At 69.2% G+C, this 13,929-nt stretch carries 16 protein-coding genes and 2 pseudogenes; 15 read left to right on the forward strand and 3 right to left on the reverse strand.

Annotation, left to right across the window (positions count from 1 at the left end):
* The first annotated feature begins 37 nt into the window (after nt 1-37).
* The 8 genes from ACTWQO_RS26015 (at nt 38) to ACTWQO_RS26050 (ending at nt 6,649) form a co-directional block, all read left to right on the forward strand.
* Nucleotides 38-703 carry a hypothetical protein gene (locus tag ACTWQO_RS26015; protein WP_443239773.1) on the forward strand — a complete coding sequence of 222 codons (666 nt, stop codon included), beginning with the start codon at nt 38-40 and terminating at the stop codon, nt 701-703.
* 124 nt (nt 704-827) lie between these two features.
* The gene (locus ACTWQO_RS26020; RefSeq protein WP_443239774.1) at nt 828-1,850 is read left to right on the forward strand and encodes a thymidylate synthase; all 1,023 of its coding nucleotides are present in this window, start codon (nt 828-830) and stop codon (nt 1,848-1,850) included.
* Nucleotides 1,847-2,881: a nucleoside-diphosphate kinase gene (locus ACTWQO_RS26025; protein WP_443239775.1), complete on the forward strand. Its 1,035-nt coding sequence runs from the start codon at nt 1,847-1,849 to the stop codon at nt 2,879-2,881. The genes ACTWQO_RS26020 and ACTWQO_RS26025 overlap by 4 nt, the downstream gene beginning before the upstream one ends.
* Nucleotides 2,882-2,906: 25 nt before the next feature.
* On the forward strand, nt 2,907-4,094 hold the full coding sequence (locus ACTWQO_RS26030) for a radical SAM protein (RefSeq protein ID WP_443239776.1): 1,188 nt from the start codon (nt 2,907-2,909) through the stop codon (nt 4,092-4,094).
* Entirely contained in the window at nt 4,091-4,696 is a 606-nt protein-coding gene (locus ACTWQO_RS26035) for a 3'-5' exonuclease (RefSeq protein ID WP_443239777.1), read from the forward strand. Before ACTWQO_RS26030 ends, ACTWQO_RS26035 begins: the two co-directional genes overlap by 4 nt.
* Nucleotides 4,693-5,289 carry an AAA family ATPase gene (locus ACTWQO_RS26040; protein ID WP_443239778.1) on the forward strand — a complete coding sequence of 199 codons (597 nt, stop codon included), beginning with the start codon at nt 4,693-4,695 and terminating at the stop codon, nt 5,287-5,289. Before ACTWQO_RS26035 ends, ACTWQO_RS26040 begins: the two co-directional genes overlap by 4 nt.
* Nucleotides 5,286-6,059: an aldo/keto reductase gene (locus ACTWQO_RS26045; RefSeq protein ID WP_443239779.1), complete on the forward strand. Its 774-nt coding sequence runs from the start codon at nt 5,286-5,288 to the stop codon at nt 6,057-6,059. Before ACTWQO_RS26040 ends, ACTWQO_RS26045 begins: the two co-directional genes overlap by 4 nt.
* On the forward strand, nt 6,059-6,649 hold the full coding sequence (locus tag ACTWQO_RS26050; protein ID WP_443239780.1) for a hypothetical protein: 591 nt from the start codon (nt 6,059-6,061) through the stop codon (nt 6,647-6,649). Before ACTWQO_RS26045 ends, ACTWQO_RS26050 begins: the two co-directional genes overlap by 1 nt.
* Before the next feature lie 161 nt (nt 6,650-6,810).
* On the opposite strand, the pseudogene ACTWQO_RS26055 reads toward ACTWQO_RS26050, so the two are convergent.
* Nucleotides 6,811-7,176 (reverse strand): annotated as a pseudogene (locus ACTWQO_RS26055) (DUF817 family protein); the annotation flags it as partial.
* A 6-nt stretch (nt 7,177-7,182) separates the two neighbouring features.
* Between ACTWQO_RS26055 and ACTWQO_RS26060 the strand changes: the two are divergent.
* From ACTWQO_RS26060 to ACTWQO_RS26090, 7 genes and pseudogenes are all read left to right on the forward strand, one after another.
* Nucleotides 7,183-7,314, forward strand: a pseudogene (locus tag ACTWQO_RS26060) (radical SAM protein); the annotation flags it as partial.
* A gap of 2 nt (nt 7,315-7,316) precedes the next feature.
* A complete protein-coding gene (locus tag ACTWQO_RS26065) occupies nt 7,317-7,457 on the forward strand; it encodes a hypothetical protein (protein WP_443239781.1) in 141 nt (46 codons plus the stop codon).
* Between the two features lie 59 nt (nt 7,458-7,516).
* A complete protein-coding gene (locus ACTWQO_RS26070) occupies nt 7,517-8,320 on the forward strand; it encodes an aminoglycoside phosphotransferase (protein WP_443239782.1) in 804 nt (267 codons plus the stop codon).
* Between the two features lie 176 nt (nt 8,321-8,496).
* Nucleotides 8,497-8,760 (forward strand): putative ATP-grasp-modified RiPP, encoded by a 264-nt coding sequence (tgmA, locus tag ACTWQO_RS26075; protein ID WP_443239783.1) that lies wholly within the window; start codon nt 8,497-8,499, stop codon nt 8,758-8,760.
* Complete coding sequence (tgmB, locus tag ACTWQO_RS26080; protein ID WP_443239784.1) at nt 8,760-9,725, forward strand: ATP-grasp ribosomal peptide maturase; 966 nt, start codon at nt 8,760-8,762, stop codon at nt 9,723-9,725. The genes tgmA and tgmB overlap by 1 nt, the downstream gene beginning before the upstream one ends.
* A complete protein-coding gene (tgmC, locus tag ACTWQO_RS26085) occupies nt 9,722-10,849 on the forward strand; it encodes an ATP-grasp peptide maturase system methyltransferase (RefSeq protein ID WP_443239785.1) in 1,128 nt (375 codons plus the stop codon). Before tgmB ends, tgmC begins: the two co-directional genes overlap by 4 nt.
* 309 nt (nt 10,850-11,158) lie before the next feature.
* Nucleotides 11,159-12,424: a DUF418 domain-containing protein gene (locus tag ACTWQO_RS26090; protein ID WP_443239786.1), complete on the forward strand. Its 1,266-nt coding sequence runs from the start codon at nt 11,159-11,161 to the stop codon at nt 12,422-12,424.
* A 238-nt stretch (nt 12,425-12,662) separates the two neighbouring features.
* Here ACTWQO_RS26090 and ACTWQO_RS26095 read toward each other — a convergent pair whose 3' ends face one another.
* Both ACTWQO_RS26095 and ACTWQO_RS26100 read right to left on the reverse strand, forming a co-directional pair.
* Nucleotides 12,663-13,154, reverse strand: coding sequence for an SRPBCC family protein (locus ACTWQO_RS26095; RefSeq protein ID WP_443239787.1), 492 nt, complete (start codon nt 13,152-13,154; stop codon nt 12,663-12,665).
* The gene (locus tag ACTWQO_RS26100; protein WP_443239788.1) at nt 13,151-13,543 is read right to left on the reverse strand and encodes a metalloregulator ArsR/SmtB family transcription factor; all 393 of its coding nucleotides are present in this window, start codon (nt 13,541-13,543) and stop codon (nt 13,151-13,153) included. The genes ACTWQO_RS26095 and ACTWQO_RS26100 overlap by 4 nt, the downstream gene beginning before the upstream one ends.
* Nucleotides 13,544-13,929: the final 386 nt, after the last annotated feature.

A 13,929-nucleotide genomic window follows, 5' to 3' on the forward strand; every position in this document is an offset into this window, starting at 1 on the left:
CACCGCCACCACAAAGACCAGAGGGAACAGGCCCCGCGTGCGTACCTCGACTGAGCCGGGCCTGGTGCCCTACGTCACCCTCAGAGAAGGGGAAGAAGGCGCCCCGGACACGCTGCGGATCATCCGTGAGTGGCCCAACAACCGGCCTCGACTGCGCTACGTGTATGAGGAACCTGACGATCGCGACGTGCGGGGTGTGCTGTGGGCGCGGTGCTCGCAGAACCGCAGGGACACAGACAACATGCCGACGGGCAAACCCCGGTGGAGGCTCATGCATCCCGCGCGGCAGCGGGAGACGATGCAGGGCCTGTTCTGCCAGGTATGCGTGAGGCCCGCGCGAACGCCGCTGGGCTTCGTCTTCCTGGCGGGGCCCGATGACCACCGGGCCGACGAGGCATCGGTCATCACCGCGCAGCCGCCCCTGTGCCGCAAGCACATCGTCCCCGCGGCCCGGCTATGCCCGTACCTCGACGGCCGGCCTGTGGTCTACCTGGCGCAGAGTGCGCCCCTGTACGGGGTGCACGGCACCTTGTACGGCTACGGCGCGGACGGCGTGCAGGTGGTGGCGCGGCCTGAGGCCCCGCTGCCGTACGGGGACAGCAACCTCCCCACCTTCCTGGCCTCCCAACTGGCCCGACGGCTGGGCTCTTTCCGGCTCGTCGACCTCGATGAGCTGACGCGGGAGATCGCGCTCGCGTCCTAGACCCCGCCTGGCGGCCGGTTGCTTCGGGCCCGGCTGCCAGGCGGCGCACAACCCCGGCGCAAGTGACCGCACGGGATCCCCTCGTTACGGCACCTCAAAGGCATCCTCACGGCTTGGAGAGTTCATGCTCATTGCCCCCACCTTCCGCAGCGTCGAAGGTGCCTACCTGGCACTTCTGGAGTTAGCGACCGACCGGCACGAGCACCGCCTCACCGCGCGCGGCAACGACGCCCAAGAGGTGATCGGCGCCCTCTTCCGCCTGCCCGATCCGCGTCAGCGGCTGCCCTACCTCGCGCAGCGGAAGGCCAATCCGATCTTCCATTTCGCCGAAGCGCTCTGGTACCTGGCCGGGCGCCGGGACCTGGAGATGATCGGCTACTACGCGCCGTCCATGCGCTTCAGCTCTCCCGACGGCATCCACCTCGGCGGCTCCGCCTACGGCTACACCCTGTTCACCCCGGCCGAGGGGGACACCGTCGCACCCTTCGACCGCGTCATCGAACTGCTGCGCTCGGAGACCGACAGCAAACGCGGCTACCTCCCCGTCTTCTCGTCCCATGAACTGGCCATCAGTGACAACCCGGACATGGCGTGTCTGGCGGGGCTGCACCTGCTCGCGCGCAGTGGACGCCTGCACATGGTATGCAGCATGCGGGCCAACGACCTGGACTGCGGGCTGCTCTCCGACGTGTTCAGCTTCACGATGATCCAGGAGTACGCCGCCATCCAACTCGGCCTTGAGGTGGGCACGTACACCCACTTCATCGGCTCGGCCCACGTCTGCGACCGCAACACCGAACGCGTCAAGCGGGTGCTGAACGAGGCCGCCAACCGCTCCGCACCGCACACCTTCCCCTTCCCGGCCATGCCGACGGACACCACCGCAGCCACGGTGGCGCGGGTCCTCGAACACGAGGAAGCTCTACGCACCAATGCGGTCCAGTACACGGCCGAGGAGATCAAGGCGACGGACCTGGATCCGTACTGGCAGCAGCCCCTGCTTCTGTTCGAGGCCTACCGGCAGCTCCAGCACGACAGGACCGCACAGGTCGACCCCGGTGTTCTCGACGCGTTGGAGCGGGGCCTGCGATGGCTCCTGGCGCGCAAGTGGCCGGCCTGCTCCGAGTCGGCGGGAAGCGAGCGATGAACCGCGGCGAAGTGATCCCCGGCGTCGACTTCAGCCGACGAGCCGTCATCCTGTGCAAACCGGACTGTGTGGAACGCGGCCTGGTCGACGAGGTCTTGGACCGGATCGCCGCCACCGGCGTCACGGTCTCCGGCCGTAGGGACATGGTCGCGCAGCCGTGGCAGGCCCACGTCGCCTACCGCGACATGCTCGCCGACACACGGATGCCCGCTCTCGACATCCCGGCCTGCCTCGACGCCACGTATGCGGGCCGTCCCGTCACGGTCGCGCTCGCCCACGGCGAGCCGGGCGTCCACCGCCGTCTGCGTCACCTCCTGGGACACACCGACCCCACTCGGTCCCCGCTGGGCACGATCCGCGGCGACCTCGCCGATGACAGCCTCGCCGCGGCACGCGCCGAGAGGCGGCTCGTGCGCAACCTCGTGCACACCTCCGACGACGCGGAGGCCGCCCGCCGCGACTTCGGCACCTGGTACCGCACCACGCACCACGGCGCCCACGCCCTCGACTTCCACCGTTCCGTCGTCATCCTGTGCAAGCCGGACTGCGTGGAACGGGGCTTGGTCGACGAAGTCCTCAACCGGATCGCCGCTGCCGGCGCGATGGTGTCGGACCGCCTCGAGCTCACCGCACAGGCTTGGCAGGCCCACGTCCACTACTGGGACCTCCTCGTCGACGCCGACTCCTTCCCCGACCGCGACGTCCCGGCCTGCCTCGACGCCACGTATGCGGGCCGTCCCGTCACGGTCGCGCTCGCCCACGGCGAGCCGGGCCTGCACGACCGACTTCGCCACCTCCTCGGCTACTTCGACCCCACCCAGGCAGCACCGGGCACGATCCGCGGCGACCTCGGCGACGACAGCCTCAAGGACGCGCTCGCCGAACAGCGCCTCGTGCACAACCTCGTACACACCTCGGACGACGCGGACGCCGCCCGCCGCGACTTCGGCACCTGGTACGGCGCCGGCCGCCGCGTTCTGCTCACCTCGCCGTCCCACGTGCCGCACCAGCCCGCGCCCGCCAACCGCTGACCGTCCCCGGCCTCTGGAGACTGCCTTGACTGCTCCTGCCGCAACTCGCCGCCTGCCGCTGCTGACGCCCGCGCAGATCGGCGCCCTAAAACCCGAACTCGCTGACGTTATCGAGTACCGCAAGTCCGGCCTGTCCCTGAACCACATCGTCGGCTGCCCACTGGAGTGCGGCTACTGCGTACGCCACCTGTTCGACAACTTCGGCATGAAGACACCGAAGCGCCTGATGAGCGATGAGGACGCCGTCGCCGCCCTCATCGAGCACCCGTACTTCCGGCCGCACACGACGCCGATCCAACTGTTCAATCGGGCCACAGACCCGCTGCTGCCCGTGGTGAAGCCGCACCTGTTCTCTGTGCTACAGCAACTCGACAACCGCGGCCTGACCAACCACGTCCTGGTCATCACCCGGTGGCGGGTGAGCGCCGAAGACTGCGCCGTCCTCAACTCCTTCAAGAACCTGCGGCTGACGATCCTGGTCACGCACTCCGGCATCGACGACCCGGCCATCGAGCCGGTGAACTCGGCCATCGCCGCCGACAGCCTGCGCATGCTGTACGAGCACGCCGAGCGGTACCGGACCGTCCACTACTGGCGGCCGATCGTCCCCGGCCTCAACGACTCCGACGAGCACATCGAGCAGGCCCGCGAGCTGTCCCTGCACGCACACGCCACAGTGTTCACGGGCCTGTTCTTCCGGGAAGAGATCGCCGCCTACTACGAGGCGCACGGCCTACCGGTGCCATACGAGGACACGGCCCGTCGGAAGATCATGCCGGAGCAGGCGGAACGGCGCATCCTGGACGCCTTCGACGCGAGCCGGCTGCCCGGCGGCCTGCCGTGGGGAACCCTGTTCCGCAAGACGAGCTGTGCAGTCGCGTACGCGCACAAAGAGGCCGACTACAACGGCCACTACGGGGTGCGGGAACTGTGTGACATCTGCCCGCCCGAGCAGATCGCCCGGTGCAAAAAGGCGTGGGTCAAACCGGACGTGGCGGTCGTCGAGCGTGAGGCGCGAGCCCTGGGGGCGGTCGGTGAGGTTGAGGTCAACGACCGTGCCATCGTCGTCGAGGGACTGGACGAGCCGCCCCGCTACTTCCTGCAGCACGGGTTCGGCTACCAGTGCCACGACCGCGACAAGCCCCACCACTACCGCCAGCACGGCCGGGCCCCCATCGGCTGGGAGGCGGAGAACGGACCCGACACCCCATGATCTTCAGCAGCTGGCCCGAACTGCTCGTCGTCGACGTCGAAGGCAACGGCACCACCCCGCCCGACCTTGTCGAAGTGGCCGCCCTGCCCATCCGGGACGGCCGCCCCGACAAGACCACCGCGAAGGCGTGGCTGACCCGCCCCAACCGCCCCGTCACCTCCTTCGCGACCCGGGTACACGGCCTGTCCAACGACGACTTGGCCGACCAGCCGGCCTGGGCAGAAATCTCGGGCCAGGTGCACGCCTTCATGAGCACGGCGTGGATCTGCGCGCACAACGCACACACCGACTACCGCGTGCTGAGCGCACACCTGCCGAACTGGGCGCCCGCCGGCGTGCTGGACACCCTCCGGCTCGCCAAGGCCACCTTCCCCAACCTGAGCAAGTACAGCCTGGACGCCCTCATCAAGCACGTGGAGCCGGACCTGAGCCAGGCCCCCGCGCCCGGGCGGCACAGGGCCACGTTCGACGCCTTCGCCACGGCGCAGCTCCTCATCGCCATGGCCTCCCGATACGAGACCTGGGACCAGCTGGTCGCCACGGCTGTGCCGCCCGGCCTGCCCGGTGCCCCTGAACCAGAAAAGGACCCGACTCTGTGGTGACCTCTTCCCAGCCCATCCGGATCGGCGTGCTCGGCACGCATTCCACCGGCAAGACGACACTCCTCAAGCGCATCGAGATGGAGCTGCGCGGCCACGGCCTGACCGTGGCCCGCACCGGTCGGCTCGGCAAGCGCGCTGCGGACGCCGGCCTGCCCAAGATGCAGCACCACACCGCGCAGTCCACCGAGTGGATCATCACGCAGGGCGCCGCCGACGAAATCGCCGCACGCGCCGCGGGCGCGGAAATCGTCCTCGCCGACCGCGCCTCCTACGATGCCCTCGCCTACTGGCACGCCGCACTGGAGTACCGCGGGGAGACCGCACCCCGCCTTGAGCGCGAACGCCTGCTGGCGCTCGCCGCCACGCAACTGCCGAAGTATGACCTGCTGTTCGCGACCGTGCTCGACGAGGAAGTGCCCGTCGACACCAGCCACGACTACGACCCCCGCTACCGCAAGCTCGTCGACCAGCACGCGCACCGCCTCCTGACCGACGACGGCATCCCCCACCAGCGAGTGACCAGCGACCCCGACAGCCACGCTCACGCCCTCGACGTCGCCGTTCGGCGGTGCCTGAAGGAGACGCTGGTATGACTCCTCCCGCAGGCACCATCACCATCGCCCAGAAGACGGTGTCCCGGCTCGGGTTCGGCACCATGCGCCTGACCGGCCCCGGCACCTGGCACGATCCCGACGACCGCGACACCGCGCGCAGCGTCCTCCGCCAGGCCGTGCACACCCACGGCATCAGCCACATCGACACCGCCGACGCCTACGGGCCCCACACGGTCGAGCACCTGATCCGGGACGCGCTCTACCCGTACCCGGAACACGTACTGATCGCCACGAAGGTCGGCCTGGTCCGCCCCGCCCCGGGCCAGTGGGTGCCCCTCGGTAACCCCTTCTACCTCCGGGCCTGCGTCGAAGGCAGCCTGCGCCGCCTGCGGGTCGACCGGCTGGAGCTGTGCTACCTGCACCGCATCGACCCCCAGGTGGCGCTCGACGACCAGATAGCCGTCCTGCAAGCCCTGCAGGACGAGGGAAAGATCGGGCACATCGGCCTGTCGAAGGTCACCCCCGAGCAGATCCGCCGGGTGGGCAAGGACCTGACCGTCGCCGCGGTGCAGAACGTCTTCAACACCACCGACCGCTTCGACGACGCCGTAGAGCTGTGCGCCGAGCTCGGCATCCCGTACGTCGCCTACCGGCCGCTCGACGCCGGCAACTTGGCTCGCGTGAACGGACCAGCCGCCCCGCTGCACTGGCTCCTCGAACAGGGCACCCACATCGCACCCATCCCCAGCACCAGTCAGCCGCGCCATCTCGACGAGATCGTGGCCGCCGTCCAGGACGGCCCGGCCTGATGCCGGCCACAGCTGCGATACCTGCGCTATGCCGTCGCGCCGCATACGAGAACTGGCGGCCGCCGTTGATCGGCGTACAGCTCCTCGTACCGATCGGGGTCGATTGCCTGCTGGTGGCCGAGACCCTGGGCAGCATCGTGTTACCCGTCGACACCGTGCACACGGGAGAGCGTCCGTGGCAGGCAGCCCAGCACGTTCTGCGCGGTGCCCGGCACGGAATCCCTGTTCTGCGGCACGTCGTGCTGGACCAGAAGCAGATGCGTAGGCGGAAGGTCATCACGCACGTCCTCGCGACCGCTTCTATGTCTCGCAGTGACGTTGCCGCGCTCACCTATCGGGATCCGCGCGGAGAGCTGCGCGTGTTGCCCACGGATCTCGTCATTAACCGTTTGCCCACTCTGGCAAGGCCGCGGGTCCTTTTCGCTTTGCAGGCACTTGCCATCGACGAGACCGTCTACCTGGAAGACGGCGTTGTGCAGGATTCGCCTCCCGCAGAGGCCAGCATCCCGCCGTGCGCGGGCGCTTGCACGCACGACGACGCTGGCGACTGCGACTTGGCGAACACCGAGGCCTGCAACCCCGCTTACTGAGCAAGAGAGGGCAGTGAAGCGATGAAGGGAGCTGATGTCCGATCCGATTCGGTCGTCGTTCTGAGCAGCGGCACGACGGGTACCCCGCCCGACGGCCCCGCTCGGCCCAGCCGAGCGACCGTCCTTCCGGCAGACGGCTGCGAGCGAGCCGGACGGGCTCGTCAGCGTATGCGGTCGTGATCGGCGATGTGGTGCGTTCGGGCGACGGCCGCCAGGACGAAGGTGACACTGATCAGCAGGGCCCAGGCACCGAACTTCTCCACTCCCACCGGCTGCCAGCCGCCGAGTTGGTACGGGTAACGCCAGGCGCCCAGGTAGGTGGCGAGGTTCTCCGCGATCCAGAGGAAGAAGCCGATCAGGACGAACGACAGCGCGAGCGGCATGCGGCGGCGTACGCCGAGCACCGTGTAGCGCACCGAGGTGCCGGCGGTGACGGCCAGGAGCAGGGCGGCCAGCGGCCAGCGGGCGTCGGGGAGCCAGTGGTGGTTGAAGAAGTTGACGCAGATGGAGGCGGCGACGGCGGCCGTCAGTCCCTGATGCTTCGCACCGGAGGATGCAGCGGCTGCACGCTGTCCGGCACGTGCCGGGTGTGCCGGCCGATGGCGAAGGTCTTCCAGGAGGCGAAGGCACCACGGAAGCACTACTGCCAACACGGAACGAGGTAGAGATGACCGCCGTCATGATCGAACTCACACGCAGGCCGGAGCCCGTCGTCGAAGACCCCGACGCGATCGTTCTCGTCGAGGACGTCGATGCGCTGACCGCAGGCACCGTCCCAGGCTGCGGCGACGACAACCCGTACAACTGACCCACTGTGCCGGGGCCGTGCCGCACGCACGGCCCCGGCCGGCACCTCTTGGAGGCTTGATGCCCATCCCGCGTCTGACCGAGCTGCTGGACGCCGTGCTGCGGCTGATCGAAAAGGCCAGTGGTCCCATTGCCGGCGTCGAGACCGTGACCGCGGGTCGCAACAGCGCCATCGCCGCTCGCGTGCGCACGGCGGATCGCACGCTGTTCGTCAAGGGTCTGCCGCTCGATCACCCGTGGGTCTGGACACAGAAGCGGGAAGCGGATGTCGGCCCGTACGTGAGGGACATCGCGCCTGAGCTCCACTGGCATGTGGAAGAGGACGGGTGGAGTCTCCTCGGCTTCGAACACATCGCGGGCGGACACGCCGACTTCACGCCCGGCTCGCCCGACCTGCCGGCGGTCATGGCCAGCATGGGGAGGCTGGCCGACGTACCCGCCCCGGACGTCGAACTGAAGACCATGCCGCACCGGCTCAGGACCTACGTCGACGACCCCGCAGACCTGTCCTGGTTCACCGGAAACAGCCTGCTCCACACCGAGTGGAACCCGCACAACGTCCTCATGACGGACCGCGGAGCCCTGTTTGTCGACTGGGGGTGGGCGTCGACCGGCGCGGCCTGGATCGACCCCGCCTTGTGGCTGCTGTGGCTCATCGCCCAGGGCCACACTCCCGGCCAGGCCGAGAGCGAGGCCGCCGCGCACCCGGCATGGCAGGACGCCCCGCCCGCCGGCCTTGACGCGCTCGCCCGCGTCCAGCACCGGCTGTGGGACTCGATCGCCGGCGAGAGCACAGACGACTGGGCCAGGCCGATGCAGCACGCGGCACAGGCCTGGGCCGAGTACCGGACCGCCAAGCCCTGACCGCCGTGTTCATCGACGCGGCCAGCCACTGAGCACCCCCGAGCCCTCGCCCCTGGCGTCCAGACGCGCGGACTTCCCGGCAAGACGGCCGCGCGGCCAGGGGCGGGCCCCTTTAGCCGGCCTGACAGCACCAGGCGGCGAGTGCCACCGTAGGAGCGACCGAGACGAGGAGACCCATGCAGGCCATAGCGCCGGACGATCAGGTCACACCCTGGGGCGTCAGCCGTATGAAGCCGTTCCCTCCCGCTGAAGTCCTGCCCGCGGCCCGCGCGGTCATCGACCCCCAGACGCAGACCGCCGCGTGGGTGGACCCCGACGGCACTCTGGTGCCGACGCTGGACAAGCACAAGCGGTCGCAGACGTCGAAGGAGACAACGACGAAGACCAGCATGGACGGCAACTCGGACCAGGGCAGCGACCAGCAGGGAGACTCCGACTGATGGCCGCGGGTGGGCCGCCCGTCCTCGTCGTCACGCGCCTGGACGACGCAACAGCCGACGAGGTGATCACCGAACTCAACCGGCGCAGCGTGCCCGTGGTACGCCTGGACCCCGGAGACTTCCCCACGACGGTCACCGCGGCAGCGGTGTTCGACAGCAACGGGCCCGGCGGCACCCTGACCACTGAGACGCGCAGTCTCGACCTGGACAGCGTGCGCTCGGTGTACTGGCGGCGGCCCACCCCCTACACCGCCGACCTCGCCATGAGCGAGCAGACCGCCCGCTGGGCCGTGCAGGAGGCCCGCTTTGGGCTCGGCGGCATCCTCGCCGCCCTCCCCGGCGCCCACTACCTGAATCACCCCTGGCGCAACCGGGATGCGGAGTACAAGCCGGCGCAGTTGGCGACGGCTGCCCGCTGCGGGCTGACCGTGCCTCCCACCCTGATCACCAACGACCCCGACCAGGCCCGCGCGTTCGCGGCCGAGCACGGGCCGGTCCTCTACAAGGCGCTGCGGGAAACCGACTACGCCGACGGTGACGGCCGGGCGCTGACGGTGTGGATCGACGACGTCGCCCCCGTCCAGATCGACGACCGGATACGGCACACCGTGCACCTGTTCCAGCAACGTGTGGCCAAGACCGCCGACATCCGCCTCACCGTCGTCGGCGAGTACCTGTTCGCCGTCCGGATCAATGGCTCGCCCGGTGTCGACTGGCGACGCCACTACGACCAGCTCACCTACATCCCCCTCACCGTCCCGCCCGAGATCGCCAAAGGGGTACGCGCTTACCTCGACGCCTTCGGCCTGGTCTTCGGCGCATTCGACTTCGGCCTCGACGCCCATGGCCGGTGGCACTGGTACGAGTGCAACCCCAACGGCCAATGGGCGTGGTTCCCCGACCACATCACGGCCCCGATCACCGCCGCCCTCGCCGATCAGCTTCAGCACGGAGGCCACGCATGACCGCCGACCCGGTCCAGCTCCGCCGCACCCTCGCCGCAGCCATCCCTGTCGAAGACTCCGCATGGCGTGATGCTCTCGAAGCGGTCCCACGCGAACTCTTCCTCGACGACACGGTGTTCCGCCCGTCCGGCACCCAGTGGGAGCCCGTACACCGCCATACGACCGGCGACGACGCATGGCTTCGCCTCGTCTACCAAGACATCACGTGGGTCACCCAGATCGACGGCACCGCCGCCGCGGACGCCCCCGGACCGCTGGCCGGCCGCCCCACCTCGTCCAGCACCCTGCCCTCACTGATCGTGCGCATGCTCGACCTCGCGCGCATCCGCGAGGATGACAAGGTGCTGGAGATCGGCACCGGCACCGGCTACTCCACCGCCATCCTCTGTCACCGCCTCGGCGACAAGAACGTGTACTCCATCGAATACGACCCGCACCTTGCCGCCGCCGCAGCCGACCACATCCACGCCGCCGGATACTTTCCGACGCTCATCACCGGCGACGGACTGACCGGGCACAAGGACGCCGCTGACTACGACGCAATCGTTGCGACCTGCGCCGTCCGGCACATCCCTCCCGCCTGGTTGTACCAGGTACGCGACGGCGGGACCATCACCACCACCATCAGCGGGTGGATGCTCGCCTCCGGCCTCATCCGCCTCACCGTCCACGACGACGGCACCGCCACCGGCCACTTCGCCGGGGACCAGATCGGCTACATGCTCGCCCGCCCCCACGAACGCCCGCCCCGCCCCACCTACTACCAGCACCCAGGCAACACCCGCCCCGCCCGCCTGGACCCCGGCCTTCTCGACGACTGGACCGGACAGTTCCTCGCCCAACTCGCCGCGCCCTCCGCCGAACTCATGACCACCGGCGACGGCGTGATCCTCGTAGACGCCGCCACCGGTTCACAGGCATGGACCGAACCCGCCGGAAACGGGTGGCAGGTGCACCAGCACGGCCCCCTGCACCTGTGGGACGCCGTGGAGGACGCCCTCACCATCTGGCAGGCTGCCGAAGCACCTCCACAGTCCGAGTTCGGCATGACCGTGGGGGCCGACGGCACGCAACGTGTCTGGCTTGGGGAGCCCGACGGACCCGCTTGGTGCCTGCCGGTCTGACCAAACCGTAGGTGCGGAACCGGGCCCAGGCGGGGACGATCGACGAGTATTTCGAGGTCGAGCGACCGCTGCTGTTGCCGCTGCCGGAGGAGCCGTTCGGGACCGGGTGGGTGTTTACGCCGCTCGTCGACCAGCTACGGCCAGATCGCGGGACGTCTCCCGCGTCGGCAAGTAGCTGAAACACAGGATTGGCCCCGGCCGTTGTTGCAACTTTGGTCGCGGCCCCCGCCCCTGCATCATCCCTTGGTCGGGCGCCGCGCGACCACCGACCGATATCGGGGCGTGTCAGGGCCTTCTTAGCGTGGGTCCATGACAATCGCGAGCAAAGAGAAGCCGGTGCGGCGCGGGGGCGTACGGGCCGAGGAGCGGGCGCTCGCACCCGACCTCGCGCGCGGATTCATGTTGTTGCTCATCGTCCTTTCCAACACGGCGTTCCATCTCTGGGCGGCGCGGGGCGGACCTTCGGGATGGCAGCCCGTGGACGGCTCGTGGCTCGACCACGCGGTGCAGTTCACCATGATCACCGTGCTGGACCTGCGGATCTATCCGCTCTTCGCGTTCCTCTTCGGCTACGGGATGATGCAGCTCTATCTGCGGCAGACGACCGCAGGCACCTCCGGGCGGGACACGGTCCGGATCCTGCGCAGGCGCAGTCTCTGGCTGATCGTCATCGGCCTGACGCACTCCGCGCTGCTGATGGCGGGCGACATCGTCGGCTACTACGGAGTGCTGAGCCTCGTCCTGGGCCTCGTCTTCCTGCGTCGAAGCGAACGCGCACTGAAGTGGTGGATCTGGATCGGTGCCGCCCACCTGGTCCTCGTGTCGCTGCAGCCGGTCGTATCGGCTCTGTTCCAGGGAGAGTTGGGGTCCCTCGGGGACGCCGCCGACGCGGATGCGGGCTACGTGGCGTACGCCGCGGAGGAGAAGAGCTGGCTCGACGCGGCCGGCACCCGCGTGTCCACCGGCCTGTATGTCACCTCCGGAGGCCTGCTCACGCTCGTCGGCGGCGGCTACGTCATCTTCCTGCTCGGTTTCTGGGCGGCACGCCGCCGTGTCCTGGAGGAACCCGGGCTCCATCGGACCCTGCTGCGCCGCACAGCCGTCATCGGCATCACGGTCGGGTGGCTCGGCGCACTGCCCGCCGCGCTCGCCCACGTCGGGGCCCTCGACGTACCGGACGACGCGCAGAGCGAAACGGGAGCGCTCTACCTGCTCCGGGAACTCACGGGCAACGCCGCCGGACTCGGCTACGTCGCCGCCGTCGCCCTGTTCGCGCACTGGTGGACGAGCAGGAGGATCCGACGGGGTTCAGCAGCTGCGGCGGCGGTCTCGGCGGTCGGCAAGCGGTCCCTGTCCTGCTACCTCGCGCACTCGCTGCTCTTCGCCCCGGTGCTGGCCGCCTGGGGCCTCGGGCTGGGCGAACACCTGACCAGCGCGACCATGGCGCTCTTCGCGGTAGGCGTCTGGCTGACCACTGTGGCGGGGGCGTACGCCCTGGAGCGGGCGGGGCGCCGGGGGCCGGTGGAGGCGGTACTGCGGCGGCTAATGTACGGGGCGCGGGGCCGGGCGGGGTGACACCGCTGGGCTGGGCCCCTCAGCAGGGCGCCTCGTGGACTGCCGCCTCTGCGGGAGAGTCATTCCCCAACAGCCTTCGAACTGGTCATGTGTGCCTTTGGCCGGAGCACAGAATCGGACGAAGGCCGTGTTCACATCCGGCGAATCCCACTCCGAGAAATCACGTGCGGACGGCGTTCGAGACTCATCGTCCCGTCGGGCCAGTTGGCCTGGCCGGGAGTCCGGGGCCGACAACGCCTCAGGCCAGGGACTCGAAGTATGCCTTCTGCGCGGGGTAGTAGTCCTCGAAGTCGGGCCGGGGCTCGCCTGTGCGCGCTGCGGTGAGCATGTCCAGGTAGTACTCCCAACCCGGGCCGGTCTCGCCGAGGTGCTCGGTGGAGGCAAGGTGATGGACCAGGCGGAGCTCAGTGGTGCCGCCGGTCTCGGCAAGTAGCAGCTCCATCGACCAGGAGCCGGCCTCGTCCTCCATCGAGACGGCGAGCCGGTGCGGTGGTTCGCAGGCTTCGATCCGCATCGGGCACCAAGGCGCCGACTCCTCGAACACCATCTGCACCTCGACGGTGCGGCCGGGCGCCGGCTGGCCGCGCCACGGGCCGAACCAGCGGGCGGTGCGCTCCGACTCTGTGACACTCGCCCAGACGTCGTCGGCGCGGGCGCGGTAGGTGCGGGTGAGGATCAGGTCGTATCCCGTCGGCGTAGGGACGAGCCGTCCGATGGGCTCAAGGGTCATGCCGTGTCCTCCTGGGAGTGGTGCGTGATGCGCGGAGTGCTTGTGGACTCCGCCCGGCTCCGGTCCCGCCGGGTGCGGTGGACCTCGGTCTCCAGCGCTGCCAAGCGCTGCGACCAGTCGGACCGCTGAGCGTCGAACTGGGCGAGCCATCTGGCGAGGTGGCCCAGCCGGGACTGGACGAGCGAGTAGCGCCGGTGGCGTCCGACCTGCTCGTCCCGGACCAGGCCGCTTTCGCGCAGCACGCGCAGATGACGACTCACCGCAGGCCGGCTGATGGTGAACGGTGCAGCGATCTCGCCCGCCGTCAGCGGGGTGTGGCGCAACATGACCAGAATCTCCCGGCGCACCGGATCAGCGATGGCATCGGCCACCTCGGTCAGCTCATCCACCCTTGAAGCGTAACCCATAGGTTACGCATCAAGCCGGCCCTCCACCTTGGCCTCAAAGCCTGATAGGCCCACGCCGAGGCATCGCGCCAACCCCTGTCACCATGCGTGACTTCCGAACGCATCAACCCAGGCGGCGCCTTGAACGGACGTTAAAAAGCAAGCTGAGCTTGAGTGTTAACCTCTGCCGGGCACGCGAAGACTGGTGTGGGGCGGGTGGCGGCAGGTCACGGGTCTGCTCGTAGGCTCGATCAACCCGGCACGGGAGTCTCCGCGCACGGGCGGTGAGACCTCCCGTAGGAGCGGTGTTCCGAAACTCCGTCACCGCCCCGCCGCGTTTGCCCATCGTGATCGAGTCGGACTTCCCGGCGATGGACTGGGAATCATAG

Source organism: Streptomyces sp. 4N124 (assembly GCF_052245395.1).
In the GTDB taxonomy this organism is placed as follows: domain Bacteria; phylum Actinomycetota; class Actinomycetes; order Streptomycetales; family Streptomycetaceae; genus Streptomyces.